Source organism: Bradyrhizobium lablabi (assembly GCF_018129385.1).
GTDB lineage: Bacteria > Pseudomonadota > Alphaproteobacteria > Rhizobiales > Xanthobacteraceae > Bradyrhizobium > Bradyrhizobium lablabi_C.
Genome location: NZ_JAFCLN010000014.1, coordinates 107748 through 132389, shown reverse-complemented (window position 1 = coordinate 132389; position 24642 = coordinate 107748). Strand labels below are relative to the sequence as shown.

General features: G+C 63.4%; 23 protein-coding genes. 10 read left to right on the top strand and 13 right to left on the bottom strand.

The annotated features are described in order from the left end of the window. Positions 1-89 precede the first annotated feature (89 nt). Positions 90-2324: a transglycosylase domain-containing protein gene (locus tag JQ628_RS23930; protein WP_212225869.1), complete on the top strand. Its 2235-nt coding sequence runs from the start codon at positions 90-92 to the stop codon at positions 2322-2324. Positions 2325-2696: 372 nt separating this feature from the next. Here the strand turns inward: JQ628_RS23930 and JQ628_RS23925 are convergent, their stop codons facing one another. The 4 genes from JQ628_RS23925 to JQ628_RS23910 all read right to left on the bottom strand — a co-directional run bounded on the left by JQ628_RS23925 (position 2697) and on the right by JQ628_RS23910 (position 6900). Beyond that, positions 2697-3536, bottom strand: coding sequence for a M48 family metallopeptidase (locus tag JQ628_RS23925; RefSeq protein WP_212225868.1), 840 nt, complete (start codon positions 3534-3536; stop codon positions 2697-2699). Between the two features lie 282 nt (positions 3537-3818). Then, positions 3819-5159: a polyhydroxyalkanoate depolymerase gene (locus JQ628_RS23920; RefSeq protein ID WP_212225866.1), complete on the bottom strand. Its 1341-nt coding sequence runs from the start codon at positions 5157-5159 to the stop codon at positions 3819-3821. 128 nt (positions 5160-5287) lie between these two features. After that, a complete protein-coding gene (locus JQ628_RS23915) occupies positions 5288-6109 on the bottom strand; it encodes an ABC transporter permease (RefSeq protein WP_212225864.1) in 822 nt (273 codons plus the stop codon). After that, on the bottom strand, positions 6106-6900 hold the full coding sequence (locus tag JQ628_RS23910; protein WP_212225862.1) for an ABC transporter ATP-binding protein: 795 nt from the start codon (positions 6898-6900) through the stop codon (positions 6106-6108). The genes JQ628_RS23915 and JQ628_RS23910 overlap by 4 nt, the downstream gene beginning before the upstream one ends. 229 nt (positions 6901-7129) lie before the next feature. Here JQ628_RS23910 and JQ628_RS23905 point away from each other — a divergent pair, with 229 nt between their 5' ends. Then, positions 7130-8446, top strand: a complete 1317-nt coding sequence (locus JQ628_RS23905; protein ID WP_212225860.1) for an ActS/PrrB/RegB family redox-sensitive histidine kinase — start codon at positions 7130-7132, stop codon at positions 8444-8446. A 75-nt stretch (positions 8447-8521) separates the two neighbouring features. Further along, the gene (locus tag JQ628_RS23900) at positions 8522-9112 is read left to right on the top strand and encodes an ActR/PrrA/RegA family redox response regulator transcription factor (RefSeq protein WP_249128305.1); all 591 of its coding nucleotides are present in this window, start codon (positions 8522-8524) and stop codon (positions 9110-9112) included. A 164-nt stretch (positions 9113-9276) separates the two neighbouring features. Here the strand turns inward: JQ628_RS23900 and JQ628_RS23895 are convergent, their stop codons facing one another. Beyond that, positions 9277-9504 (bottom strand): hypothetical protein, encoded by a 228-nt coding sequence (locus JQ628_RS23895; protein WP_212225856.1) that lies wholly within the window; start codon positions 9502-9504, stop codon positions 9277-9279. Between the two features lie 195 nt (positions 9505-9699). Here JQ628_RS23895 and JQ628_RS23890 point away from each other — a divergent pair, with 195 nt between their 5' ends. Both JQ628_RS23890 and JQ628_RS23885 read left to right on the top strand, forming a co-directional pair. Then, complete coding sequence (locus JQ628_RS23890) at positions 9700-9912, top strand: hypothetical protein (RefSeq protein WP_212225854.1); 213 nt, start codon at positions 9700-9702, stop codon at positions 9910-9912. A gap of 5 nt (positions 9913-9917) precedes the next feature. Beyond that, positions 9918-10112, top strand: a complete 195-nt coding sequence (locus tag JQ628_RS23885; protein WP_212225852.1) for a hypothetical protein — start codon at positions 9918-9920, stop codon at positions 10110-10112. A gap of 104 nt (positions 10113-10216) precedes the next feature. Here JQ628_RS23885 and JQ628_RS23880 read toward each other — a convergent pair whose 3' ends face one another. After that, a complete protein-coding gene (locus JQ628_RS23880) occupies positions 10217-10438 on the bottom strand; it encodes a hypothetical protein (protein ID WP_212225850.1) in 222 nt (73 codons plus the stop codon). Between the two features lie 71 nt (positions 10439-10509). On the opposite strand from JQ628_RS23880, the gene JQ628_RS23875 reads away from it, so the two are divergent. Next, positions 10510-10770, top strand: a complete 261-nt coding sequence (locus JQ628_RS23875; RefSeq protein ID WP_212225847.1) for a hypothetical protein — start codon at positions 10510-10512, stop codon at positions 10768-10770. Here JQ628_RS23875 and JQ628_RS23870 read toward each other — a convergent pair. Further along, positions 10767-11255, bottom strand: coding sequence for an MmcB family DNA repair protein (locus tag JQ628_RS23870; RefSeq protein ID WP_212225845.1), 489 nt, complete (start codon positions 11253-11255; stop codon positions 10767-10769). The genes JQ628_RS23875 and JQ628_RS23870 overlap by 4 nt on opposite strands. A 171-nt stretch (positions 11256-11426) precedes the next feature. On the opposite strand from JQ628_RS23870, the gene JQ628_RS23865 reads away from it, so the two are divergent. After that, positions 11427-12539: a vWA domain-containing protein gene (locus JQ628_RS23865; protein WP_212225843.1), complete on the top strand. Its 1113-nt coding sequence runs from the start codon at positions 11427-11429 to the stop codon at positions 12537-12539. A gap of 175 nt (positions 12540-12714) precedes the next feature. Here the strand turns inward: JQ628_RS23865 and JQ628_RS23860 are convergent, their stop codons facing one another. Then, on the bottom strand, positions 12715-14307 hold the full coding sequence (locus JQ628_RS23860; RefSeq protein WP_212225841.1) for an alpha-amylase family glycosyl hydrolase: 1593 nt from the start codon (positions 14305-14307) through the stop codon (positions 12715-12717). Between the two features lie 206 nt (positions 14308-14513). On the opposite strand from JQ628_RS23860, the gene lpxD reads away from it, so the two are divergent. Continuing rightward, a complete protein-coding gene (gene lpxD / locus JQ628_RS23855) occupies positions 14514-15536 on the top strand; it encodes a UDP-3-O-(3-hydroxymyristoyl)glucosamine N-acyltransferase (protein ID WP_349628112.1) in 1023 nt (340 codons plus the stop codon). 149 nt (positions 15537-15685) lie between these two features. On the opposite strand, the gene JQ628_RS23850 is transcribed toward lpxD, so the two are convergent. Further along, positions 15686-16501, bottom strand: coding sequence for an RMD1 family protein (locus JQ628_RS23850; protein WP_212225837.1), 816 nt, complete (start codon positions 16499-16501; stop codon positions 15686-15688). A gap of 221 nt (positions 16502-16722) precedes the next feature. On the opposite strand from JQ628_RS23850, the gene JQ628_RS23845 reads away from it, so the two are divergent. Further along, the gene (locus tag JQ628_RS23845) at positions 16723-17397 is read left to right on the top strand and encodes an MBL fold metallo-hydrolase (protein WP_212225835.1); all 675 of its coding nucleotides are present in this window, start codon (positions 16723-16725) and stop codon (positions 17395-17397) included. Between the two features lie 3 nt (positions 17398-17400). Here JQ628_RS23845 and JQ628_RS23840 read toward each other — a convergent pair whose 3' ends face one another. Together JQ628_RS23840 and JQ628_RS23835 are read right to left on the bottom strand one after the other, a co-directional pair. After that, on the bottom strand, positions 17401-18615 hold the full coding sequence (locus JQ628_RS23840) for an extracellular catalytic domain type 1 short-chain-length polyhydroxyalkanoate depolymerase (RefSeq protein ID WP_212225833.1): 1215 nt from the start codon (positions 18613-18615) through the stop codon (positions 17401-17403). Positions 18616-18738: 123 nt separating this feature from the next. Beyond that, positions 18739-20145 carry an MFS transporter gene (locus JQ628_RS23835; RefSeq protein ID WP_212225832.1) on the bottom strand — a complete coding sequence of 469 codons (1407 nt, stop codon included), beginning with the start codon at positions 20143-20145 and terminating at the stop codon, positions 18739-18741. A 167-nt stretch (positions 20146-20312) separates the two neighbouring features. Between JQ628_RS23835 and sthA the strand changes: the two genes are divergently transcribed. Beyond that, a complete protein-coding gene (gene sthA, locus JQ628_RS23830; RefSeq protein WP_212225831.1) occupies positions 20313-21704 on the top strand; it encodes a Si-specific NAD(P)(+) transhydrogenase in 1392 nt (463 codons plus the stop codon). A gap of 100 nt (positions 21705-21804) precedes the next feature. On the opposite strand, the gene JQ628_RS23825 is transcribed toward sthA, so the two are convergent. Together JQ628_RS23825 and JQ628_RS23820 are read right to left on the bottom strand one after the other, a co-directional pair. Beyond that, positions 21805-22887 (bottom strand): acyltransferase family protein, encoded by a 1083-nt coding sequence (locus JQ628_RS23825; RefSeq protein WP_212225830.1) that lies wholly within the window; start codon positions 22885-22887, stop codon positions 21805-21807. Positions 22888-22966: 79 nt separating this feature from the next. Then, the gene (locus JQ628_RS23820) at positions 22967-24595 is read right to left on the bottom strand and encodes a hypothetical protein (protein ID WP_212225829.1); all 1629 of its coding nucleotides are present in this window, start codon (positions 24593-24595) and stop codon (positions 22967-22969) included. Positions 24596-24642: the final 47 nt, after the last annotated feature.

Sequence of the window (24642 nt, the reverse complement as noted above, 5' to 3'; positions counted from 1 at the left end):
ACCTCCTAATCCCGCATTAACCTCTCCGTAACCGCCCCTTAAACCGGGAACGCTAGCGTGCCGCTGGGGCTGGTGCAGGCAGTGTTTGTATGGCGTGGGGACGGAAAAAGAGCGGCGTCCGCAAGGAGCCGCAATTCGGGCTCGGCGCCTCGCTCGCCAGCTTACGCCTGTCGCCTGAGGACCGCATTCCCGCCGCTGCCGAGGACAAGCCGAAAAAATCCGTGGCCAAACGCAAACCCGACAACGACGACGATCCGCCGCCCGAGCGCAAACCGCGCGGCAGCAAGAGCGGCGCCAGCCGGCGCGCCAAATCGCGCGGGCGGTTCCGCTGGGGGCGGCTGTTCTACTGGACCGTGGTGCTCGGCCTGTGGGCGGCGATCGGCATCGTCGGCGTCATCGTCTGGGTCGGCGCGCATCTGCCGGCGATCCAGTCGCTGGAAATCCCCAAGCGCCCACCGACCATCCAGATCGTCGGCCTCGACGGCAGCGTCTTGGCAACGCGCGGCGAAATGGCCGGCAGCAATGTTGCGCTGAAGGATCTACCGCCTTATTTGCCGAAGGCGTTCATCGCGATCGAGGACCGCCGCTTCTATTCGCATTACGGCGTCGACCCCGTCGGCATCGCGCGCGCGGCCGTCACCAACATCCTGCACCGCGGCGTCTCGCAGGGTGGCTCGACGCTGACCCAGCAGCTTGCGAAGAATCTGTTCCTGACCCAGGAGCGCACCTTCCAGCGCAAACTACAGGAGGTCGAGCTCGCGCTGTGGCTGGAGCGCAAGCATTCCAAGAACGAGATTCTGGAGCTCTACCTCAACCGCGTCTATTTCGGTTCCGGCGCCTACGGCGTCGAAGCCGCTGCGCAAAAATATTTCGGCAAGTCGGCCAAGAGCGTCACGCTGGCGGAGGCCGCAATGCTCGCCGGCCTCGTCAAATCGCCGTCGCGCCTGGCTCCCAACCGCAACCCGGAAGGCGCCGAGCAGCGCGCGCAAATCGTGCTGGCGGCGATGGCGGATGCCAAGTTCATCACGGATGCGCAGGCGCAGGCCTCGATCGGCCATCCCTCCTATCATGTGAAGCCGGCCGGCGCCGGCACGGTCAACTACGTCGCCGACTGGATCGGCGAAGTGCTGGACGATCTGGTTGGCCAGATCGACCGCAGCATCGTGGTCGAGACCACGATCGATCCGAAACTGCAAAGCGTTGCCGAGGCGGCCATCATCGACGAACTCGCGGCCAAGAGCGTGAAATTCAACGTCACGCAGGGCGCGCTGGTGGCGATGACGCCCGAGGGCGCGGTGCGCGCCATGGTCGGCGGGCGCAACTATGCCGAGAGCCAGTATAACCGCGCGGTCACCGCCAAACGCCAGCCGGGTTCCGCGTTCAAGCCGTTCGTGTACCTGACCGCGGTCGAGGCCGGGCTGACGCCGGAGACGATCCGGCAGGACGCCCCGCTCGACCTGAAGGGCTGGCGGCCGGAGAACTACACCCACGAATATTTCGGCTCGGTGACGCTGACGCAGGCGCTGGCGATGTCGCTCAACACGGTGGCGGTGCGGCTCGGCATCGAGGTCGGACCGAAGAACGTGGTGCGCACCGCGCACCGGCTCGGCATTTCCTCCAAGTTAGAGGCCAACCCTTCGATCGCGCTCGGCACGTCCGAGGTCTCGCTGACCGAACTGGTCGGGGCCTATGCACCGTTCGCCAATGGCGGCCAAGGCGCTTCGCCGCATGTGGTGACAAAGATCCGCACCGTGGAAGGCAACAAGGTGCTGTATGTGCGCCAGGCAGACCCGGTCGGTCAGGTGATCGAGCCGCGTTATGTCGCGATGATGAACACCATGATGCAGGAGACGCTGATCTCAGGCACCGCGCGCAAGGCGGAGATTCCCGGCTGGCCTGCGGCCGGCAAGACCGGCACCAGCCAGGATTTCCGCGACGCCTGGTTCATCGGCTATACCGCCAATCTCGTCACCGGCGTCTGGCTCGGCAATGACGACAACTCGCCGACCAAGAAGGCGACCGGCGGCGGCCTGCCGGTGGAAGTCTGGACGCGCTTCATGCGCACGGCGCATCAGGGCGTGGCGGTGGCGGCGCTGCCGAATTCGCGCGCCGGCGGGCCCGGCGGATTCCTGTCGAACCTGTTCCAGACCGCGTCGCAGGTTTCGAACGCCCCGCCGCCGTCGCAACCGCCGATGCCGATCCGGCCGGATAACGGCTATCGTCCGCCGCCGACCCGCACCTCCGCGCCACCGCCGAATCCGAACGCGCGGCCGGAGCCGGCTGCCGGTCTTGATGGCTGGTTGGTGGATCGGTTGTTTCGGTAAGGCCGTTTACGCTTCCGTACCCAAAATCTCGAAAACAACCCCATGCACAGTAGGATGAGCCCCCGATTCCGCAGGCGTGCTGCGTCTGGCGTTCCCCGGACGCTGCGCAGTGCCGCTGAATCCGAACGCGCGGTCGGAGCCAGCCGCCGGGCTCGATGGATGGTGGGTGGATCGGTTATTGGGGGGCAGTAAACGCTGCCACAGCTACGGTCGTCATGCCCGCCACCGGGTCTCGCCTTCGGCGAGCCCGATGACAGGCTCCGGCCGGGCATCCAGTACGCCGCGGCTTATCGAGTCAACAACTGGCGTCTCTGGAATACTGGGTCCCCCGCCTTCGCGGAGGACGACAGTCTTGGTGGAGCGGAGGCCTGCCTAATCCTCGATGCCGTAGCGGTGCAGGTCGTTGCCGTAGGTGTCGAGCCAGCGCTTGGCGCGCTCGACCGAGGGGCAGATGCGATCCACCACGCGCCAGAACCGCGGCGAGTGGTTCATCTCGACCAGATGCGCGACCTCGTGAGCGGCGAGATAATCCAGCACGAACGGCGGCGCGAGGATCAGCCGCCAGGAGAACGACAGCGAACCGGCTGAGGTGCAGGAACCCCAGCGGCTCGACTGGTCGCGGATCGAGACACGCCGCACCTTAACGCCGAGCATTTGCGCGTATTCGAGCGAAGCCTTCTGCAAATCCTTGCGCGCCTCGCGCTTGAGGAAGTCGTGCACGCGGCGGTCGGTGAAATCCGGATCGCCCGCGACGCAGAGAATCTTCTCGCCGCTGTCGCGCGTCTCGCTCCACACCGTGCCGCGCTCGCCGGCGCGATGCACGATCCGGTGCGGCACGCCGCGCAGGGGGATCACTGTGCCAGACTGGAACGGCGCGGCCTTCGGCAAGCGCCCGAGACGGGCGGCGATCCAGCCGCCATGCATCTTGGCGAACTCGCGCGCCTCCACGATCGTGCCGCGCGGGGGCATGGTGAGGATCGCCGCGCGGTCGGTCGGGTGGATGCGCAAGGTGTAGCGGCGCGCGCGCCGGTGCCGCCGCAGCTTGATCGAGAAGAATTGCGAGCCGTGGTTGACGACGAGAGTCGAGGGTTCGGCGGGCCGCCGATAGAGGAGCGCGCGAGTGGCCATGTCTGAAAGTCCGGGGAGCAGGAGTTCGCCCGGATTCTGCCATATCCGCCGCCAGTGGAAGCGCTCGGCGCAAAAACAAATCATTTGCCCAATATACAGGGCCTTGGCGCCTTCCGGCCCCTACCGGCAGGGGCTGGAACCGAAAAATTTGGGGCCAGATTGGCCTGATCGGCACCCTAAAGGACTGAGGCCGAACTCACTCCTTGGGAACCCGGCGAATCTTAATTCCAGCCGCCGATTCAGTGACTTACCGGATCGGCCTTTCCGAATCAGGATTTTCGAATCTTTCTATTTGGACGCGTTTTCTTCACGCGAACCGGGCTCCATCCCGCATCAAGTGCGGGACAGGGCTCGCTTGAAAACGCTTTACTCGGCCGCTGCAGCGCTCGAAGCGACCAACATCGGCTTCTTGTTCGCCGCCGACAGCATGAAATCGTTGATGCGCGGCACGATCTCGGAGCGGAAGCGCGAACCGTTGAACACGCCGTAGTGTCCGACGCCCTTTTGCACGTAATGCACGCGCCGATGCGGCGGGATGTTGGGGCACAGCGCATGTGTTGCTTCGGTCTGACCGAGGCCGGAGATGTCGTCCTTCTCGCCTTCGACCGTCATCAGCGCCACGCGGGAGATCTTCGTGGGATCGACCGGCTGGCCGCGATGGGTCATCTCGCCCTTCGGCAGCGCATGCTTCACGAACACGAGATCGACGGTCTGTAGGTAATACTCGGCCGCCAGATCCATCACCGCCAGATATTCGTCGTAGAATTCGCGGTGCTTGTCGACGAGGTCGCCGTCGCCCTTCACCAGATTGGCGAACAGGCGCTTGTGCGCGTCGGTATGACGGTCGAGGTTCATGCTGATGAAGCCCGAGAGCTGCAAAAAGCCCGGATAGACATCGCGCATGACGCCGGGATGCGGGAACGGCACCTTGGTGATGACGTTGTTGCGGAACCACTCGATGCCGCGCTCGGCCGCGAGGTTGTTCACCGCGGTCGGATTGCGCCTTGTATCGATCGGGCCGCCCATCAGCGTCATCGACAGCGGCACAAAGGGATTGCGGTTGGCTTCCATGACGGAGACCGCCGCCACCACCGGCACCGACGGCTGGCACACCGCGATCACATGCATGTTGCCGCCCAGCACATGCAGCATCTCGATGACGTAATCGACATAGTCTTCGAGGTCGAAGCGGCCTTCGGTGACCGGCACCATGCGGGCATCGGCCCAATCGGTGATGTAGACCTCATGGGTCGGCAGGAAGGCCTCGACCGTGCCACGCAGCAGCGTTGCGTAATGGCCCGACATCGGCGCCACGATCAGCACGCGCGGCTGCGGGGTACGCAGCGGACGGGCGATCTTGCGATCGAAGTACAGGAGACGGCAGAACGGCTTCTCCCAGATCGAGCGAACCTCGACCGGCGTGCGCATGCCGTTGACTTCAGTGGTGTCGAGCCGCCATTCCGGCTTGCCGTAACGGCGGGTGGTGCGCTCGAACAATTCGCAGGCGGCGGCGACCGATTTGCCGAACTGGGTGTGGGACCAGGGATTGAGCGGATTCTGGAACAGGATCTTGGTGGCGTCGGTGACGGCGCGTGCCGGATTGAGAGAGGCCTGGCCCATCTCGTACATCCAGTACATCGGCGTCGTTAATGCCGGACTGCCTTCGCTTACCAGCGGCGGTGCGCCGCCAAACTCACCAATCGGCATTTACGTTCCTCGGGGCCCTGTTTTGCAACGCAACATAGTGCAAGATGCGTAAGAAAGCGTCAATGCACCGCCCCGTACATGTACGCAGCGAAATGCGGTAACCATAGAGATTCACGGGAAATTGTGACTTATTCGCCACCCCCGAGCAGCGAGCCGAGCCGCTTGGCGCTGCGCAGAAAGGCAAGAAAGATCGCAAAAGAGGCAGCGAACAAGACCGCGTTGATGGCCAGCGCCTGAATCATCAAATCGGTCCGGAAGACGTGGTCGATCAGCAGCGCGCGCATGCCCTCGAACACGTAGGTCGGCGGCAGCGCCCAGGCGACATATTGCAGCCAGGGCGGCAGCACGCTGACGGGGTAATAGATGCAGGCGATCGGCAGCATCACGAACATCAGCGTCCAGACCACGCTCTCCGCGCCCAGCCCGTTCCGGAGCACCAGGCCCGAGACGACGATCCCGATCGCCCAGCTCGTGAAGATCAGATTGCAGAAGAAGGCGATCAGCGGCAGGCCGATGCTATAGAAATTGAATCCGAAGAAGAAGTAGGCCAGCGCGGTCATCGGGATGACGCCGATGGCGAGGCGGATGAGGCTCATCACCATCATCGCCATCAGGAATTCGATCGGCTTCAGCGGGCTCATCATCAGGTTGCCGAGATTGCGCGACCACATCTCTTCCAGGAACGAGATCGAAAAGCCGAGCTGGCCGCGGAACAGGATGTCCCACAGGATCACGGCGCCGATCAGCGTGCCGCCGGCGCGGGCGAAAAAGCTGTCGTTTTGCGCGATGTAGCTCTGCAAAAAGCCCCAGGTGATGATCTGTAGCGCCGGCCAATAGATCAGTTCCAAGAGCCGCGGCCAGGACGACATCAGGAGGTACCAGTAGCGCAGCACCATCGCGTTGATGCGATGAAGCGCGATGCCGCTTCCCCGGATCGCGAGTTCGCTCATCGCGCATTCTCCCGGTTGCGGCCGCGCGCGACGTCCAGAAACACTTCTTCCAGCGTATCGCGGTTGTAATGCTTAAGGATCTGCCCGGGGGTGTCGTCATCCTCGATGCGGCCGCGCTTCATGATGATGACGCGGTCGCAGAGGCGCTCGACCTCGAGCATGTTGTGCGAGGCGAGCAGGATGGTGGCGCCGCGCGCCTTGCAATAGCGAAGCAGGTGCTGGCGAACCCAGTCGGCGGTATCGGGGTCGAGCGAGGCGGTCGGCTCGTCGAGCAGCAGCAATTCCGGATCGTTGATCAGCGCCTTCGCCAGCGCCACGCGGGTCTTCTGGCCGGCGGAAAGCTTTCCGTTGGCGCGGTCGAGGAAATCGCCAAGATCAAGATCGGACGCGAGCTGCGCGATACGCTCCTTCAGATGCGGCACCGCATAGAGGCGGCCGAAGATGGTGAGATTCTGCCGCACCGTCAGCCGCATCGGCATATCGACATAGGGGCTTTCAAAATTCATCCGCTCCCGCACCGCATCGCTCTCGCCGGGAATGGGATGGCCGAGCACATCGATACGGCCCGAGGTCGGCAGCACGAGGCCCATGATCATGGCGATGGTGGTGGTCTTGCCGGCGCCGTTGCCGCCGAGCAGGCCGGTGATGCTGCCGCGCGCGATGCGGAACGACACATCGTCCACCGCGCGGGTGGTCTTGTAGGATTTGGAGAGATGCTCGACGGCAATGGCCGCCGATCCCGGGGGGTCGGTGGCGGGAAACTGCGCTCGCGTTTCTTCTGTGATCGCCATGGAGACCGTTCATTGAAACATTGCGGCGGCGGGCGCAAGGCGTCGTCATGGCCAGTTATGTGTCGTCCCGGCGAACGCCGGGACCCATAACCACAGGGTTGAGTTGCTCTAGCGACGGCGTCAGCCAGTTTTCCCAAACCACTCCGCCGCGGCGTATGGGTCCCGGCTTTCGCCGGGACGACAGCCACGTGGATTTGTAGTCGGAACGCGGCATCGCTAAACTACTGAAATGACCGACGTTGCTGCCTCCGAATTCCGCCACCCGAGCCGCTATGTCCGTCTGGATACGATCTTGCGGCTGCGCTGGCTGGCCGCGCTCGGGCAGCTCTGCGCCATCTTCATCGTCGCCCAGGGGCTCGAATTCGACGTTGCGGTGATCCCCTGCCTTGTGATCGTCGCATTGTCCGCACTGCTCAATCTGGCGCTACAGGTTGCCTTCAACCCGATGCAGCGGATGGAGCCGCCCTATGCCGCGGGCCTCTTGGCGCTCAACATCGTCGAACTGGCGGCGCTCCTGTTCTTCACGGGCGGTCTGCAAAACCCGTTCTCCTTCCTGTTCCTGGCGCCGGTGCTGATCTCGTCGACCGCGCTGCCGGTCCGCTTCACCATCGCACTCGGCCTGCTCGCAGTCGCCTGCGCTTCCGCGCTGGTGTTCTTTCATCTGCCGCTGCCATGGGACCGCGACGACCCGCTGGTGCTGCCACCGATCTATCTGCTCGGCGTCTGGCTCTCGATCCTGCTCGCGATCGGCGTCACCAGCCTCTACGCCTTTCAAGTCACCGAGGAATCGCGAAAACTGTCCGACGCGCTCGCCGCCACCGAACTGGTGCTGACGCGCGAGCAGCACCTGACCCAGCTCGACGGCCTTGCCGCCGCCGCCGCGCACGAACTCGGCACGCCGCTGTCGACCATCTTCCTGATCTCGCGTGAACTGGAAAAGACGGTGAAGGACGGCCCGCTCGCCGCCGACATCAAGACCCTGCGCGAGCAGTCGCAGCGCTGCCGCGACATTCTGGCAAAGATCGCCCAGCTCTCCTCCAGCGGCGCGCCGTTCGACCGCATGCCACTGTCGACGCTGATCGAGGAAGTGGTGGCGCCGCACCGCGATTTCGACGTCGACATCAAGGTCAGGATCGCGGTGGCCGCCAGCCACGAGCCGGTCGGGGCGCGCAATCCGGCGATTCTCTATGGCGTCAGCAACATCCTGGAAAACGCGGTCGATTTCGCGCGCAAGACGGTCGAGGTGAACGCCTGGTGGAACAACGACAGCGTGGAGATCGTGATTTCGGACGACGGCCCCGGGATTGCGCCCGACATGCTGAAGCGGATCGGAGAACCCTATCTGTCGCGGCGGCCGAGCGCCGATGACGGCGCGCATAACGGCCTCGGCCTTGGCATCTTCATCGCCCGCACCCTGCTGGAACGCACCGGCGCGAAGGTCTCGTTTACCAACCGGACCTTCCCCGATCACGGCGCCGTGGTTCAGATCGTGTGGCCGCGCCATCGCTTCGAAACGGTCGAAAGTCAAGAAGAGCCAACCACTTAAGGCTTTTCCAAAGCGGTATTTCGTCGCGGCCCGCCAACTTTGTGCGGCCTTGGCAGCGCCGCTTTGCCGCGCCATATGTTAGGGAAGCGCCACAGAGGACCAAAACCATTGACCGCCGCCGCCGTTGAACTGACCGATCAAGCCGACCGCTCGCTTCTGATCGTCGAGGACGACAAGCCGTTTCTGGAGCGCCTGTCGCGCGCGATGGAGACCCGCGGTTTCACCGTCACCTCCTGCGACACCGTCTCCGACGGGCTGGCGCAGATCGGACGCGCCGCGCCGGCATTTGCGGTGGTCGATTTGCGGCTCGGCGACGGCAACGGCCTCGACGTGGTCTCGGCACTGAAGCGCAAGCGCCCCGATGCGCGCGCGATCGTGCTGACCGGCTACGGCAACATTGCCACCGCCGTCACCGCGGTGAAGATGGGCGCGGTCGACTATCTGTCGAAGCCCGCGGATGCCGATGATGTGGTGGCCGCGCTGCTGGCGACCGGCACGGAAAAATCCGAATTGCCGTCGAACCCGATGTCGGCCGACCGCGTGCGCTGGGAGCACATCCAGCGCATCTACGAGATGTGCAACCGCAACGTCTCGGAAACCGCGCGGCGGCTGAACATGCATCGCCGCACCTTGCAGCGGATTCTGGCGAAGCGCGCGCCGAGGTAAAGTCTCGGCCCCATCAATGGTCGTCATACCCCGCGAAAGCGGGGTATCCAGTATGCCGCGGCCTTTCGACTCTATCACTGCGGCCTCTGGAATACTGGATCACCCGCCTTCGCGGGTGATGACGCCTGAGCGTGCAACGAGAGCTCAGGCTTACGAGCAAACAGCTAGCCCGTCGGATTTCGTCCGGTCCGCTTGTTGAGCGGCGGCGTGGGCGCTCGCCGCAAGGCTTCGGGCAAGAACTCCTCATCCGCTGATGGCACCGGTTCTGCGCGAACGTCGGCCGCCGTCTGAGCACGCTCGTGCGGGGTCTTGTTGTCGTCAAACCGGCGCTTCACGTCGGCGCCCCTGACGGGATCGTTCACGCCATGCTGGTTGTCGCGATAGTCGGTCATGGCTCGCTCCGTGTTGCGAACGACGCTTTCTGAAAAGCGTCGCGCGCAACACGATGTTCCTGATCTCAGGGAACTGTCGGCGATAGCGTCCCCTCTCCACGAGCAAGGTTTCACTTAGGAACCTTTTACCTACTGTCCGCTTTGTCCAGCCGGTTTCGAAAAGCCGGGAACAAACGGCAACAACGGAGGGCGATGATGGGACTGGCGCAATACTCGATCGTTCCGGTCGGCAAGCAGTGGAGCGTGCTGCACGACGGCAATGTCCACGGCGATTACGCCACCAAGGAGTCGGCATTTGAATCGGCGGCAGCAGCGGCTTCGCTGGCGATACGCCAGGGTCATGAGGTTCACCTGAGCGTGCCCGGCCGCGAGGAAGGCGAAGCGGCTCTCACCAGGCAGGACCGGTGACGCCGATGAATGTCAGGATCGATATTTTCGAGAAGCCGATCGAACGCATCAAGAAGGCCTGCGAGTTGATGGGCCTTGCCGCCGACTTCGAACGCAAGCTGCCCGCGCTGGAAACCCATCTGGAGGCCTTGGTGGCCGATGGCGAGACCAGTGAAGAACGCCTCGCCGTCAGCGGCATGGCGTTCGTCAAGCAAGCGTAGGGGTTCCACTCTCTGAACTCGTCATGCCCGGGCTTGTCCCGGGCATCCGTGTCTTTGCCGCCGTTGCAAGAAAGACATGGATATGGCCGGACGAGAGGTAAGCGTCAGGATATCTCGTTCGGGAGCTTCCAGGCGGGATCGGGTTCGCAGCGCTGCTCGCGCAATTCCCGCACGTGATAGCCGGTCGGAAGGACACGCTCGCCGGAGACGTCCGCGACCGGAACATCGGAGATCAAGCCGCGCTCGAGCGCGCGCTTCCAGACCTCTGTCTCGCTCGGCCAGCTTTCGCCGATCTGCCGGTCGCGATCGAACAGCGCGTAGGGCATGGGCGTCCTCCGAAATCAAAACCCCGCCAGCTATCGCAATAACTGACGGGGCTTTTGAGCTGATATTTCCGGTGGATTTCTCCTTCCTTAGCTACCTGCTCACCGATTCAACGCGCGATCACCGACGCTGTTCCTCGCTCTTTTTGGTTCCTGCCGAGGAAGGTTTCATCGACGGTTTTTTGCAAGGAAAGGCGGAACTGCGCGATCCCGCACCGGTTTGTTTGAACGAAGCCTTCGCCGCCGGAGGCTTCGATATGAAGGAGCCCGTCGCGTCTCCCCCACGCGGCGGGCTTTCACCTGAAGAGTTCCCGCAAATACCGGACCGGTCCTAAAACTCCACCGCATGCCCCTGCGGATCGTGCAGGCGGTTGATCCGCTGCGCCGCGGCCATCGCAAAACGAACGGTCATGGACTTGCGGGTCGCCGCCGGCAGGCGATGCTCGGGCGCCTCGCAATGCATGTGCGCGCCATAGGCGTCCGCCACGATCAGGCCGGTGCCTTCGGGAAAAATCTCGCAAGGCAAATCCTGCGTGAAGGCAAAGAACAGCCGGTCGCAATGCAGCCGGTAGTCCTGCCATTTCTGGTCGGCACGAAGATCCTCCAGCGAGGACTTGATCTCGACGATCCAGATCTCGCCCTTCTCGTTCAGCGCCACCAGATCGGCGCGGCGGCCGGAGGGCAGCGGCAGTTCGCTGATGCAGGAAAAGCCGAGCGAGCGCAAAAGCCGCGCCGTGCCGCGGGCGATCGCCAGCGCCGTCTCGGACTGGCGGCGGTCCGGCGGGGGGACCAGGCTGATCTGGCGGGCGGGTGATTCCATGCCGTGCAAGCCTAGCCGATTTCCGTCCTGACGCACATCGCTCACCGCCGTTCATCTTTAGGCCGGGCGAGCCGCAAATTGGTACATGGCCCGCCACGATTTGGACCTCAGGCTACCGCGAAGCTGCGGGAACCTTGGTTCCGAGGGACAAAACCGCTGGAGGAGATCACGATGCCACGCATCGTCACCCATGCTTTTGCCCTTGCTCTCACCGCCCTGCCCGTTTTCGCCGTCCCTGCCCTCGCCAAGCCCGCTGTCGAAGTCGCCTTCGTGCTCGATACCACGGGCTCGATGGGCGGCCTGATCGAGGGCGCCAAGCGAAAAATCTGGTCGATCGCGACCGCGATCGTCGATGCCAATCCGGACGCCGACATCCGCATGGGCCTGATCGCCTATCGCGACATCGGCGATGAGTACGTCACGCGGAAATTCGAACTCACGTCAGATATCCAGGACCTCTATGCCAGCCTGCTGGAGTTGAAGGCGCGGGGCGGCGGCGACTGGCCGGAAAGCGTCAACGAGGCGCTCGACGTCGCCGTCAACAAGATGAAGTGGAGCGAGGGCAGCGATATCCGACGCATCGTCTTCCTGGTTGGCGATGCGCCGCCGCATATGGATTATGAACAGGACACCAAGTACCCGGTCACGCTGAAGGTCGCCAAACAGAAAGACATCATCGTCAATGCCGTGCTGGCCGGCGGCGCGCGCGACACCGAACGGGTGTGGCGCGACATCGCCCAGAACGGCAACGGCCGTTTCATCCCGATCCCGCAGGATGGCGGACAGGTCGTCATCATCGAGACGCCTTATGACGAGGACATCATCATCCTGCAACGGGAGATCAACGGCACCGTGATCCCCTATGGTCCAGGCGCCCTGCAAAAGCGCACCGAGGACAAGACCAGGCAGCTTGCTCAGGTCGCCGCCGCGGCACCCACGCAGGCCTCCGAAATGGCGAGCTATTTCAACAAGCGTTCGAGGATTTCATCCGAGGCGGTGACCGGCGACGGCGATCTCGTCGCCGACGTGAAGGCCGGCCGCACCAGCTTTTCCGCGATCAAGGACGAAGACCTGCCGGCCAGACTGCGCGCGATGAAGCCCGAGCAGCGCATGGACGAGATCGAGAAGCAGATGGCGAACCGCAAGGCGCTGAACGAAAAACTCGCCGCGCTGGTCGCCAAGCGCGACAAGTACATCGCCGAGCAGCGCGAAAAGGCGCCGCCGAAAGTGTCGTCGTTCGATCGCGTGGTGGAGGATACGCTGAAGGCGCAGATCAAGCGGTAGTTTGGCGTAGCTCTCTCCGCGCGTCGTCCCGGCGAAAGCAGGGACCCATAACCACCCGCGCTTGTTGTTGAAGCAAAGCCGTCGACCGGCTTGCCAAATAATTTCCGCCGCGGCGTATGGGTCCCGGGTCGCGCTTCGCTTGCCCGGGACGACGATGGATCTTTCTTTTGCAGCGCTAACCGATAATCACACCCTCATTGCCGCGCAGATCGAGCACGCCTTCGATGCTTTCGCCAGTGCGATCCAGATAAGTCGACAGCAGGATTTCCTTGCGGAAGCCGATCGAGCTCGAGGTGACGGAGACCGGCTCCGCCGCGAGATTGAGGGCGATGGTCAATGATGCTTCGTCGTCCCTGCGCCGATATAGCAGCAAGTCCCCTTGCGCCGAGACCGGCTCGTAGGCGCCCGTCACCAGCGCCGGCATCTTCTTGCGCAACGCGATCAGCGCCTTGTAGAGGCTGAGGATCGATTTGGAATCGGCTTCGAGATTGACGACGTTCTCCTGCGCCGAATCGCTCGCCAGCGGCAGCCAGGGCCGCGCGGTCGAGAAGCCGGCATTGTCAGAAGCATCCCACTGCATCGGGGTACGGCAGCCGTCGCGGCCGACGCCGATGCCGGGTACGTTCTTCTCGAAGGGATCCTGCACCTGCTCGGGCGCAATCGGCACCTGATGCATGCCGATCTCATCGCCATAATAAAGCGTCGGCGTGCCGCGCAGGGTGAGTAACAGCATGGCGGCGACGGGCGCCTGCTCGCGCCCGACCCGGCCGGCAACCCGCGGCCGGTCGTGGTTGCCGAGCACCCAGTTCGGCCAGGCGCCGGCGGGAAGCACGGCCTCGTAATCGTGGATGATCTTTTCAATCGAGCGCGCGCTCCACAGCGTCGAGAGCAGCGCGAAATTGAACGGCAGATGCGCACCGCCGAGGTCGTTGCCGTAATAGGCGACGAGGCGCTGCAACGGCAGATAGACCTCGCCGATCAGCACGCGATCGGGGAATTCGTCGATCACAGCGCGCATTTCGGCGATCACCTCATGCACCTCGTCCTGGTCGGTGGAATATTGCGTCAGGATCTTTTCGTGCGGCGGCCGGCCCTCGACGTAATGCGGATTCGGCGGATTGTCGCGAAATTCGGCATCCTTGATCAGGTGCCAGATCACGTCGACGCGAAATCCGTCGACACCTTTGCGAAGCCAGAACCGCATCACGTCGTAGATCGCCTTGCGGACGTCAGGATTGCGCCAGTTGAGGTCCGGCTGCTCCTTCAGGAAGGCGTGGTAGTAATACTGCCCGGTGGCATCGTCGCGCTGCCAGGCGCTGCCACCAAATTCCGACAGCCAGTTGTTGGGCGCACCGCCATCCTCTTTCGCATCGCGCCAGAGGTACCAGTCGCGCTTGCCGTTATCGCGCGAGGCGCGGCTCTCGGCGAACCAGGGGTGCTGGTCGGAGGTGTGGTTCGGCACGAGGTCGAGGATCAGCTTCAGGCCGCGCCCATGCACGGCCTCGATCAGCGCGTCGAAATCCTCCATCGAGCCGAACAACGGATCGATGCCGGTATAGTCCGAAATGTCGTAGCCGAAATCCGCCATCGGCGAGGGAAAGATCGGAGACAGCCAGACGGCGTCGACGCCGAGCGATTCCAGATAAGGCAGCCGCCGGATGATGCCCTGGATGTCCCCGACGCCATCGCCGTTGGAATCCTGAAAGGAGCGCGGATAGACCTGATAAAAGATGCCGTTGCGCCACCAGGCGCCGCTGCTCTGATCCATGCCTTCACCCCCTCCGATCTGGAACCGCAAGGCAACGCGGAAGCGGCCGATCGGTTCGATTCAAACACACATCGCAACGGCACTTCCATCCAATCGTTGCCCGATTCAGCTTGGGAAACGGCTGCCGGCAGGTTATCGTGGACTTGCCTGTGGGGGCGGCCGTTGTGAGCGAGTTCATATTTTTCCCGCGCGCCATAAATTTCAGCGTGGCCGACATTGCAGCCTTGACCGGAGCCGAGCCTTGCGAGGGAGCCGACCTCGCGCGCCGGGTGACCAACATCGCGCCCATCGACCAGGCTGGCGCCGGCGACCTCAGCTTTGTCTCCGAGAACAAGTTCGTGCTTTCGCTCAAATCCACGCGCGCGGCGGCCGTGTTGACCAGCGAGCGCTATGCGCCGCTTGCCCCCAAGGGCGTTGCGGTGCTGCGGACCCGCAAGCCGTATGACGCCTTTGTTGCGGTCGCGCGCCTGATCTACAGCGGCGCGCTGCGGCCGGCCTCGGTATTCGGCGAGACCGGTGTTTCGCCGGGCGCCATGGTGCATCCCACGGCGCAAGTCGGCAGCAATGTCACGATCGATCCGTTCGCGGTGGTCGGACCGTCAGCCAGAATCGGCGCCGGCACGGTGATCTGCGCCCATGCCGTGATCGGGCCGGGCGTGCAGACCGGCGAGGATTGCGCCATCGGTCCCCACTGCTCGGTGACGCACGCCCATCTCGGCGACCGCGTCATCATTCACGCGGGATGCGGTATCGGGCAGGACGGCTATGGCTATGTCATGACCGCCGAGCGCCATACCAAGATTCCGCAGGTCGGACGGGTGGTCATTCACAGCGACGTCGAGATCGGCTCGGGGACCCGCATCGACCGCGGCGGCATTCGCGACACCATCATCGGCGAAGGCACCAAGATCGACAACCTCTGCCAGATCGGCCACAACTGCGTGGTCGGCCGTCACTGCATCATCGTGGCGCAATGCGGCCTGAGCGGCAGCGTGACGCTGGAAGACGGCGTCGTGCTCGGCCCGCGCACCGGAATCATTCCGCATATCACCATCGGCAAAGGGGCGATCACGGCGTCGCGGTCGACCATCTACGAGGATATCCCCGCGGGCCAGTTCTGGGGCGGCTTTCCCGCCAAGCCGAGAAAGCAATGGCAGCGCGAACTCGTGGCACTGCGGCGGCTCGCGGCGCGGCCGTCCGAGAAAGGCCGCGGCGCTTCCGAAGATTAGCGTTGCGGTGAGTTCTCTCCCTACGTCGTCCCGGCGAACGCCGGGACCCATAACCACTGATATCAATTGTTGCAAAGGCAACTCGCTCCAGCGCATCACGGAAAGGCCGCGGCGTATGGGTCCCGGCGTTCGCCGGGACGACGGCATTGTCAGTGCCGGGCGCCGGAGGCGAGCTGGTACACCGTGATGATCACCTCGAACAGGATCAGGAAGACGATGATCAGCTCGAGCCGCAGCGAGCGCTTCGTGTCGATGATGTCGGTCATGACCTGCGCGCTATCAGCGATCACGCCGAGCTTGGCATTGAGGGATTCGGCGCGCTCCTTGATCTCGTACTCGTCTTCCAGGCGCGCATAGAGCCGTTCGAGATGCGGCTTGTCCCAGAGAATATCGGGCTTGTCCGACACCTCGACCGGGCCGGTCACGCGATGTCGCACCGACAGCGCATTGCCGATGTTCTTGAGGATCGCAATTCGCCCGCCGCTCATCCGGCCGCTCTGCGCCAGTTCGCGCGCGAACGGCTCGGTGGTGTCGAACACGGCCGTGACCTCGCGCTCGTGCCGGGCCAGCACGACGCTCTTGGCCAGCACCTCTGATATCAGGATCAGCCGCTCCGGCGACAGGCTTTGCAGGCAGACCGGACCGCCCGGCGGGATCTGCTCGTCCTTGTCCGTGGCAAGCTCGATGGCTGCGCTTTCCTCGTCGCGCCGCGCGAACGGCCGCGTCAGGCGCGATTCCAGGCTGCGCAGGAATTCATCCTCCTCCAGCGCGTTGAGGCCGATCAAAACGACGACGCCGTAACGGAACAGGACCGCAACGCCATTGTCGTTGACCCGAAAGGTCAGCGGCGTGGTGGCCAGCACGTCGCCGCGCTCGAGGCCCGACGTGTTGATGCGGTCGGCGACGAAGAACGCGCGCGCCGTGGTCTTGGTCCCGCCGAGCGGCGATTTGGAGGCCTGGTTCATGAAAGGTGCATTCCGTTGCAAAAACGGCAGTTGGCCTGATGCGATTTCCGGTTTCCGCCATTAGATGCCGGTCAACGCAAACCTATCATGAACCGTTGCTTTTTTGTTTGGGCATGATCTCTTCGGAAAAACCGGTGCCCACTTTTCCGGATCATGCCCGGGCTCCACACCGGTTCCCGCGGCGTGTTGACCGCTTCACAGGGTAGAATAAGGTGCCCGCCATGGATGAAAAAACCGAGACCAAGGCGAAGGCCGGCGCGATCATCGTGCCGGTGACGCTGTTCGAGCAGAACTGCACCATCATCTGGTGCGAGGCGACCAAAAAGGCCGTGGTGATCGATCCCGGCGGGGACGTGCCCAGGATTTTGGAAGCGATCAAGCAGACCGGCGTCACGGTCGAAAAGATCTGGATCACGCACGGCCATATCGACCATGTCGGCGGCGCCGCCGAATTGCGCGATGCGCTCGGCGTCAAGATCGAGGGTCCGCATATCGCCGACAAACATCTGCTCGACAATGTCGTCTCCAGCGGCGAGCGCTTCGGCATGACCGGCGTGCGCAATTTTGGTCCGGACCGCTGGCTCGACGAGGGCGAGCAGGTCACAATCGGAAATCTCACCTTCGACATCTACCATTGCCCCGGCCATTCGCCGGGCAGCATCGTATTCTTCAACAACGAACTGCGTTTTGCCCATGTCGGCGACGTGCTGTTCAACGGCTCGGTCGGACGCACCGACCTGCCCGGCGGCAGCCATCGCGAGCTGATCAACTCGATCACGACGAAATTGCTGCCGCTCGGCGACGACGTCGGCTTTATCTGCGGCCACGGCGCAGGCTCGACCATCGGCCATGAGCGCATGACCAATCCGTTCCTGACGGGCGAGATCGGAAACTAGGAACTACTTCCTCAATCCGGCGGCGGTCAGCGCGCGGTTGATGACGTCGCGGACGCTCGTGCGGGGCGGTTTTGGCGGAGGTGCGGCGCGATCGGTCAACGTCGTGCGTGGCCAGAGCGTGGCGGAAATGTCCGGCCCCGTCAGCGTCACCGGGGCGACAGCCGGAAACGGTTTTGCGCGCTCCCTTGCGACCGCGGCCATCACGTCCTTGGCATCGGGCTTCTGACGCAGCCGCCGGGTCAGGCCGAAGAAGTCGGCGATGTGATACGAGGACGAGATGCCCGCCTCGATCAGGAACGCGCCCTCGGCGCCGTAGCGTTCACCCGCGCCGGCAAGTCCGAGCGGCGTGCCATGGGCCATGTCGGTGATGGTGTAGGATTCGATCACGGTCTCGCCATTGTCGTTCCACCAGACCTGGCGCGGATAGCCGTCCACGGTGGTCTCCGACATCGGCGCTTCGTCGAGACCGTGCAGGTCGAGCCATTGCTTGACGATCTCATTGGCGTTGGAAGGATGCACGGTACGGTCGGCACTGCCGTGCCACACCGACAGTTTTGGCCACGGCCCCCGGTGCTGTGTAGCGCCACGCACGAGATCGCCGAGTTCGCGCGCGGGGCGCGGCTGCGACTGCATCATGCCCGAGAGCGCCTCGCGCACATTGCCGGCGACGCCGAACGGCAGGCCGGCGATGACGGCGCCGGCGGCAAACACTTCCGGATAGGCAGCCAACATCACCGCCGTCATCGCGCCGCCGGCAGAAAGGCCGGTGACGAAGATGCGACGTGGACTGATGCCGTGATCGGCGACCATCTTTGCGACCATCTGCCGGATCGAAGCCGCCTCGCCGCTGTCGCGCGCAATGTCTTCCGGATTGAACCAGTTGAAACAGGTGTTGGCGTTGTTGGCGGAGCGCTGCTCCGGCATCAGCAGAGCAAAACCGTAGCGCTTTGCCAGCGTCGACCAGCCGGCGCCGATGTCGTAGCCCGCAGCGGTCTGACCGCAGCCATGCAACACGACGACCAGCGCGGGCCTGCGCGGCAGGTTCGCCGGCACATAGGTGAACATTTTCAGCGCGCCGGGATTTTCGCCGAACTCCTTCACGCGCACCAGCGGGCTGCGCGGCGCGTGCCTGTGGCTGCGACCATAGATTCCGAAACCATTGAGATGGCTCAGCTTCGAAACCTGGCGCAGAAAGTCGACATTCCTGGCGAGAGACACGGCAGCTCCTGAAGGCGCAGTTAACACAACGCCACCCAGAACAGATAGTTGCTGCAGCGCAAAATAAAAAGGCCGTGTGCTGTCGATCCCCAGGGAATTGTCGCACGGCGCGTTAATCTCGCATCAGGCGGATGCGCGACGCATCCATGACAGAAATGCGATTGATGTAACAATCGCGAGTGCAAACAGTGATGCGGCAACGAACAGCGCAAACCTTGCCGAAAATACAGCTTCGGCCGCGAAGAATGCCGCGCCGATCGCGGCGACGCCGGCAGCATTGGCGATCTGCGCTGTTGTGCCGTACATGCCAGACGCCGAGCCTGCATTTGCAGGCTTTACAGTGGCGAGCACCGCGCTCGACAGCGGCGCCATCACGAGACCCTGACCATAGCCGAATACGATGAGCACCAACGCGAGCAGGGTTGCAGACGGCGCTTCGATGCACGCGATCGCGGCAATCAATACCGCAAGACCAACGAGCTGCAACACGCAGCCTTCGAGCAGCACCAGCATGCCGCGATGTTTTGCCCTGATACCGCTGTGGCGCGAGGCGACGACAAAGGCGAGCGCGAGCGGCAGGAACACCAGCCCCGCCTGTAGCGGCGGAATATTGAGCGCCTTCTGCATGAACATGGTCATGACGAGATAGAACGAGAGATTGGCGAAGAAGAAAAAGAATGCCGCACCGAGCCCGCGCATGAAGGTTTCATCCGACAGCAATGCAAGATCGATCAGCGGCATGCCGCCGCGCATCGCGACCGCGTGCTCGAGCCGCAGGAAGGCGGCAAGGATCGCAACGCCCAAACCCATCACCAGCCAGACCCATGGCGCCCAGTGCAAATCGTGGCCGAACAGCAGCGGCCCGATCAGGCACAACAAGCCCGCAAACAGCACGACGGCCCCGGGAATATCGAGCCGCGTGCCCGATCGACGGACGGCCTGCGGCATGATGCGAAGCGCACACGCCACGATCAGAAGTCCGAACGGGACGTTGACGAAAAACACCGTGCGCCAGCCGAAGCCGCCGGGATCGAGCGTCACCAGCACGCCGCCGAGTGCAAAGCCCGCAGCGCCGGCAAGGCCGAGTACGACGCCATAGATCGCAAAGGCGCGGGCGCGCGAGGAGTCCGAAAACAACAGATGCAGTGTCGCGAGCACCTGCGGCACCATCAGCGCCGCCGTCGCGCCTTGCGCCAGCCGTGCAACGATGAGCTCGGGGCCGGATTGCGCAAGGCCACACCACAGCGAAGTAGCGGTGAAGCCGAGCACGCCGGCGATGAAGACATTTTTGGTGCCGTAGATGTCGCCGAGCCGGCCGCCGGAGACGACCAACGTGGCATAGGCGATCAGATAGATCGCGATCACGGCTTCGATCTGCGCGGCGCTCGCGCGCAGTTCAGCCGCAATGGTCGGGATCGCGACGTTGACGATGAAGGCATCGACCCCGAACATGAACTGCGCGGCAACGACGGTCGCCAGCACCCACCAGCGGCTGATGGCGTTGGCTTCGGGCTTGACGATCTGGTGCATGGGCGCGCCTTGTCGGAAATCTGTTGCATCCGACCTTTAAGAATTTCGGTCATCCCGGCGATTACCTCGGAGGTAAGCGATCGCGGTATTGTGGCCCGATTGCTGCATGGCAATCCGGGCCGGTTTGCAGCTTGATTTTCAGAACCTTCGAGCGTTCGGGACTATCCATGTACGACTACGACATGCTGGTGATCGGCTCCGGCCCTTCGGGGCGCCGGGCCGCGATACAATTCGCAAAGCTCGGCAAATCGGTGCTGGTGGTGGAGAAAGGCCGGCGGGTCGGCGGCGTGTCAGTCCACACCGGCACCATCCCCTCCAAGACGCTGCGCGAAACCGTGCTCAACCTGTCGGGCTGGCGCGAACGCGGCTTTTACGGCCGCTCCTACCGGGTGAAGCAGGAGATCGCAGCCACGGACCTGATGATGCGGCTGCAAAAGACGCTCGACCACGAGGTCGAGGTGCTGGAGCATCAGTTCAGCCGCAACCTGGTGCGCACCGCCGCTGGCGAAGCGCGCTTTGCCGGGCCGAACCAGATCGAAATCACCTCGGCGCCCGGCGAGACCAAGCTGGTCACCGCAGCGAACATTCTGATCGCTTGCGGCACAAAGCCGTTCCGCCCCGGCTATGTCCCGTTCGACGGCAAGACGGTGTTCGACAGCGACGAGATCATCGACCTGCCGAAGCTGCCGCGCAGCCTCGCCGTGATCGGCGCGGGCGTGATCGGCGTCGAATACGCCACCATCTTCTCCGCGCTCGATGTCGCCGTGACCCTGATCGAGCCGCGGCCGAGCTTCCTCGACTTCATCGACAAGGAACTGATCGAGGAGTTCATGCATGAGCTGCGCGACCGCAACGTCGCGGTGCGGCTCGGCTCCGCGGTCACGTCGATCGAGCACACCGCCAGCGGAGCGATCCAGATCAGGCTCGCGGACGGCCGCGTGGTGGTGACGGAGATACTGCTATTCGCCGCCGGCCGTGTCGGCGCCACCGACCGGCTCAACCTCGATGCGGCCGGCATCACGGTCGATCACCGCGGACGCATCACGGTCGATCCGGTGACGCTGCAAACCTGCGTGCCGCATATCTATGCCGCGGGCGACGTGATCGGACACCCGAGCCTTGCTTCCACCTCGATGGAGCAGGGCCGCGTGGCGGCGTGCCATGCGCTCGGGATCGAACACCTGGCGCCGCCGGAATTCTATCCGTACGGGATCTACTCGGTGCCGGAAATTTCGACCACGGGCCTCACCGAAGAGGAAGTGCGCAGCCGCGGTATTCCCTATGAAGTCGGCGTGGCGCGATTCCGCGAGACCTCGCGCGGCCACATCATGGGACTGAACAGCGGCATGATGAAGATGATCTTTTCGACCAAGACGCGGCGGCTGCTCGGCGTGCATATTCTAGGCGAAGGCGCCACCGAATTGATCCATATCGGCCAAGCCGTGCTGAACCTGAAAGGCACGATCGACTATTTCATCCAGAACACGTTCAACTATCCGACGCTGGCGGAAGCCTACAAGATCGCCGGCCTCGATGCGTGGAACAGGATGAGCAGGTAGGGCCGTGGCTATTCGGTATTACATGGCTGCATCCCTGCGAATTTCGCCTGGTCGAACGTTCCGTCGTCCGGGCCCAGGCGATCGTGCAGTCAAGCTCGCATCAGCCGACGGCGCCCGCCGGCACCGGCGCATTCGCAGTGGAAGTGATTCTGGCCTGCCGCCAGCGCTCGATCGGGCGCTCGACGTAAACAACCAGCAGCGCCGCCGCAGCAACCGAGGCGACGGCCGGGACGATCCCCGGATATTGCGGCCATGGTGCCGGCGTGACGTCGCGAATGAAAAGCCACACCGGCCAATGCACCAGATACAGCGGAAACGACATGTCGGCGAGGAAGCGATCGACCTTCCATGTCCTGGTCAGGGAGAAAATGTAAGGGAGCAGCGCCGCGAATGCGAACAGATAGACAAAAACCAGCCGCGTCGATCCGCCCAACGGATAAAACAGAACCGCTGCCAGCACTGCCGCGAACATCGCATAGAGGGTCGCTCTGTTCGGTTTCCACGCGATGAGCCGCGAGACCCGATAGGTCACGACGCCCAGAAGGAACATGGCGATCTCGAAGGGAAAGAACCGGTAGGTCCACGGATCGGTGTCGTAGCCGATCGCATACCAGGCAAACCGCGCGGCAAGCGATACTGCAATGATCGCGACCAGGAGGCGCAGGCTGCGGCGTATCAGGAACGGCGCGATAAGATAGAAAAGCAGTTCGAGTTCCAGCGTCCACGCCGGGCTGAGCGTCATCGTTCGCCAGACCGGATAGGGCGAGGACTTGTAGTCCATCGTGAAGTACAGCGAGCCGTCATAGCCCAGCCACAGCGCTTCGGCCGATCCGAAGATGAAGAAGTTGGTGAAAATCGAATAGGCCAGCAATCCGCGCGGAGGAGTGCTGAAGAACCCCGGGTAATCCCTGGTCAGGTATTTGGTGACCAGCGCAACCAGGATGGAGATCACCAGCACGATCCAATAGAGGTAGTAAATTCGCGCCGCGCGGTTGGTGTAGAACAGGTACAGACCGTTGGGCTGGTCCGCATATTTGTTGTCCCAGACCAGCGCGATCAGAAAGCCCGAGATGATGTAGAACGACTGCACCGCCGTGTCGCCGCCGAGCGGAATTGCCCAGGGGAGATGGCCGACATGGGCCCCGACCACGGCGAATGCAAACAGAAAGCGAAGTGTCCCCAAACCCGGTCTCTCCCGCGAAGCCGCAAAGGCCTGCCGGAGGCCTTCTTAGCCGGTGAACCGGCCGGTCGCAACGCGGCTCCTACTCCGGAGCCGTGCTCGCGTAGCTCGCCTTGATCTTTTCGCAGGCGATGCCGACCGTATAGACGTTGATATCCCCGACCTTGCAATGCTCGGGCTTCAGTTCGAACAGGCCAATCGATGTCTTGGCGTCGAACTCGGCGAGAGTCCGTACCACGATGCAAGGATACTCTGCCGCCAGCTTTTGGTAGTCCGTAACCCGGAAATTCTTGAGAAGCTCGTTGCGGTAGAAATTGTGGTCCAGCAGCGGCGTCGTGTAGATGCGCTGATAGGCATTGGAGAAGCGGTCCACGAGCTCCTTCGTGCCAAATGTAAAGTCGCCGCCGAAGTTGAGCAGGTTTTCCGGGGCGCGCACGAACAGTCGCGAGACGTTGGCGCAAGTGGGGCCGGCCGCAACAATCGCTTTCGACAACCGGGCTCCAACCTGGTTGGCCGCGATCACGTTGATCGCCTGACGCCGGACAGTGTTCAGCGTGCTCGCGACCATCACGATACAGGCGAGCCCGGCGATGCCGGAGGCGAGGTACGGTGAACGGGCCGGCCACAGCCGCCTGGATTGGATGACGGCGAGCACGAGCACGCCGCCGGTCAGCACCCAGGAGGCGAGCATATAGTACAGATGAAAATGCTTCGCCGTTGCCACGGCTTGAGCGCCGTAGGCGGCGAACAAGGCCAGAAGCGTGAGGCTGACCGGATCGAGGTAATGGCGCGTGCGCCATATCCGCAGCAATCCGAGGCACGCACCCGCGGCGAACGCCGCGAAAACCACCGGGCCCGAAACGATGATCTCGGCCATATTCGGCCAGAACAGGCTGAAGTCGATGAAGCCCGCCTCGCCGTCTCCGTAAATTCCCTTGTGGGTCGCGAGGCTGACGAGCCAGCGGAACCCGCTGGTGAAGACCAGTGGATTGAAAATTCGATTGATCGCAAAGAACGCGAATACGCCGACAATAGTTGCCGCCGCATAGGCACGCCAGTTGCGCAGCAGCGCCACACTGAGAAGCGCCATCGGCGCGTACAGGTATTTTGACGAAAGGCCGACCGCGAATACCAAGCCCTGCGCCAGACCGAGCGCAGCCGTAGGCGGCTCTTTGTCGAGCGCGGCCTTGAGCACCAGCGCCATGCCGAACACCGCGGACGTCACAAGCAGGCTTTCCGTCGTCAGCATGGCGCCGAGATGCAGGGCATCCGAACTGACAAACGGCGCGCACTGGAAGAACGCAGCCGCGATCGTGCTTCGCGTCGCCCGCCGAACGATGATGCCGCCGGCGAGCAGCGCACCGGCCATCAGGACGATTTGAGCCGCACGCGAGGCATAAATCAGCGCATCGTAATGCCGCAGTCCGAACTCGGCGACATCAGGTTGGCCAGCGAGAAACGCGCCGATCTTGGTGACCAGACCGCTCAGCAGGATCGTGGTCGTGCCGGGGTGAGCATTAAGCATCATGCCGTAGCCCGCCGCCCAGGCGATGCCGTTCATCATGTAAGCGGATTCAGGGTCGACCTGGAGGCCCCACGGCGCCGAATTCGCCGAATGGACCAGCGCGATGGCGAGATAGGCCAGCGGGAGCACCGCCACGCCATATCTTGCCCATATCCCGTCGGCGTCTTGATCCGGAAAATATTTCATGGCGTCGTCTACCGCATGCGCCAACCGGGTTCAAACGCTGCTTTTCA

Coding starts and splice junctions, on each gene's coding strand:
- JQ628_RS23900 (WP_249128305.1), top strand. CDS start 8,522: ATGTTAGGGAAGCGCCACAGAGGACCAAAACCATTGACCGCCGCCGCC.
- JQ628_RS23910 (WP_212225862.1), bottom strand. CDS start 6,900: ATGGCGATCACAGAAGAAACGCGAGCGCAGTTTCCCGCCACCGACCCC.
- JQ628_RS23850 (WP_212225837.1), bottom strand. CDS start 16,501: ATGAACCAGGCCTCCAAATCGCCGCTCGGCGGGACCAAGACCACGGCG.
- JQ628_RS23865 (WP_212225843.1), top strand. CDS start 11,427: ATGCCACGCATCGTCACCCATGCTTTTGCCCTTGCTCTCACCGCCCTG.
- JQ628_RS23820 (WP_212225829.1), bottom strand. CDS start 24,595: ATGAAATATTTTCCGGATCAAGACGCCGACGGGATATGGGCAAGATAT.
- JQ628_RS23845 (WP_212225835.1), top strand. CDS start 16,723: ATGGATGAAAAAACCGAGACCAAGGCGAAGGCCGGCGCGATCATCGTG.
- JQ628_RS23905 (WP_212225860.1), top strand. CDS start 7,130: ATGACCGACGTTGCTGCCTCCGAATTCCGCCACCCGAGCCGCTATGTC.
- JQ628_RS23860 (WP_212225841.1), bottom strand. CDS start 14,307: ATGGATCAGAGCAGCGGCGCCTGGTGGCGCAACGGCATCTTTTATCAG.
- JQ628_RS23880 (WP_212225850.1), bottom strand. CDS start 10,438: ATGCCCTACGCGCTGTTCGATCGCGACCGGCAGATCGGCGAAAGCTGG.
- sthA (WP_212225831.1), top strand. CDS start 20,313: ATGTACGACTACGACATGCTGGTGATCGGCTCCGGCCCTTCGGGGCGC.
- JQ628_RS23885 (WP_212225852.1), top strand. CDS start 9,918: ATGAATGTCAGGATCGATATTTTCGAGAAGCCGATCGAACGCATCAAG.
- JQ628_RS23920 (WP_212225866.1), bottom strand. CDS start 5,159: ATGCCGATTGGTGAGTTTGGCGGCGCACCGCCGCTGGTAAGCGAAGGC.
- JQ628_RS23925 (WP_212225868.1), bottom strand. CDS start 3,536: ATGATTTGTTTTTGCGCCGAGCGCTTCCACTGGCGGCGGATATGGCAG.
- JQ628_RS23930 (WP_212225869.1), top strand. CDS start 90: ATGGCGTGGGGACGGAAAAAGAGCGGCGTCCGCAAGGAGCCGCAATTC.
- JQ628_RS23870 (WP_212225845.1), bottom strand. CDS start 11,255: ATGGAATCACCCGCCCGCCAGATCAGCCTGGTCCCCCCGCCGGACCGC.
- JQ628_RS23890 (WP_212225854.1), top strand. CDS start 9,700: ATGGGACTGGCGCAATACTCGATCGTTCCGGTCGGCAAGCAGTGGAGC.
- JQ628_RS23895 (WP_212225856.1), bottom strand. CDS start 9,504: ATGACCGACTATCGCGACAACCAGCATGGCGTGAACGATCCCGTCAGG.
- JQ628_RS23915 (WP_212225864.1), bottom strand. CDS start 6,109: ATGAGCGAACTCGCGATCCGGGGAAGCGGCATCGCGCTTCATCGCATC.
- JQ628_RS23835 (WP_212225832.1), bottom strand. CDS start 20,145: ATGCACCAGATCGTCAAGCCCGAAGCCAACGCCATCAGCCGCTGGTGG.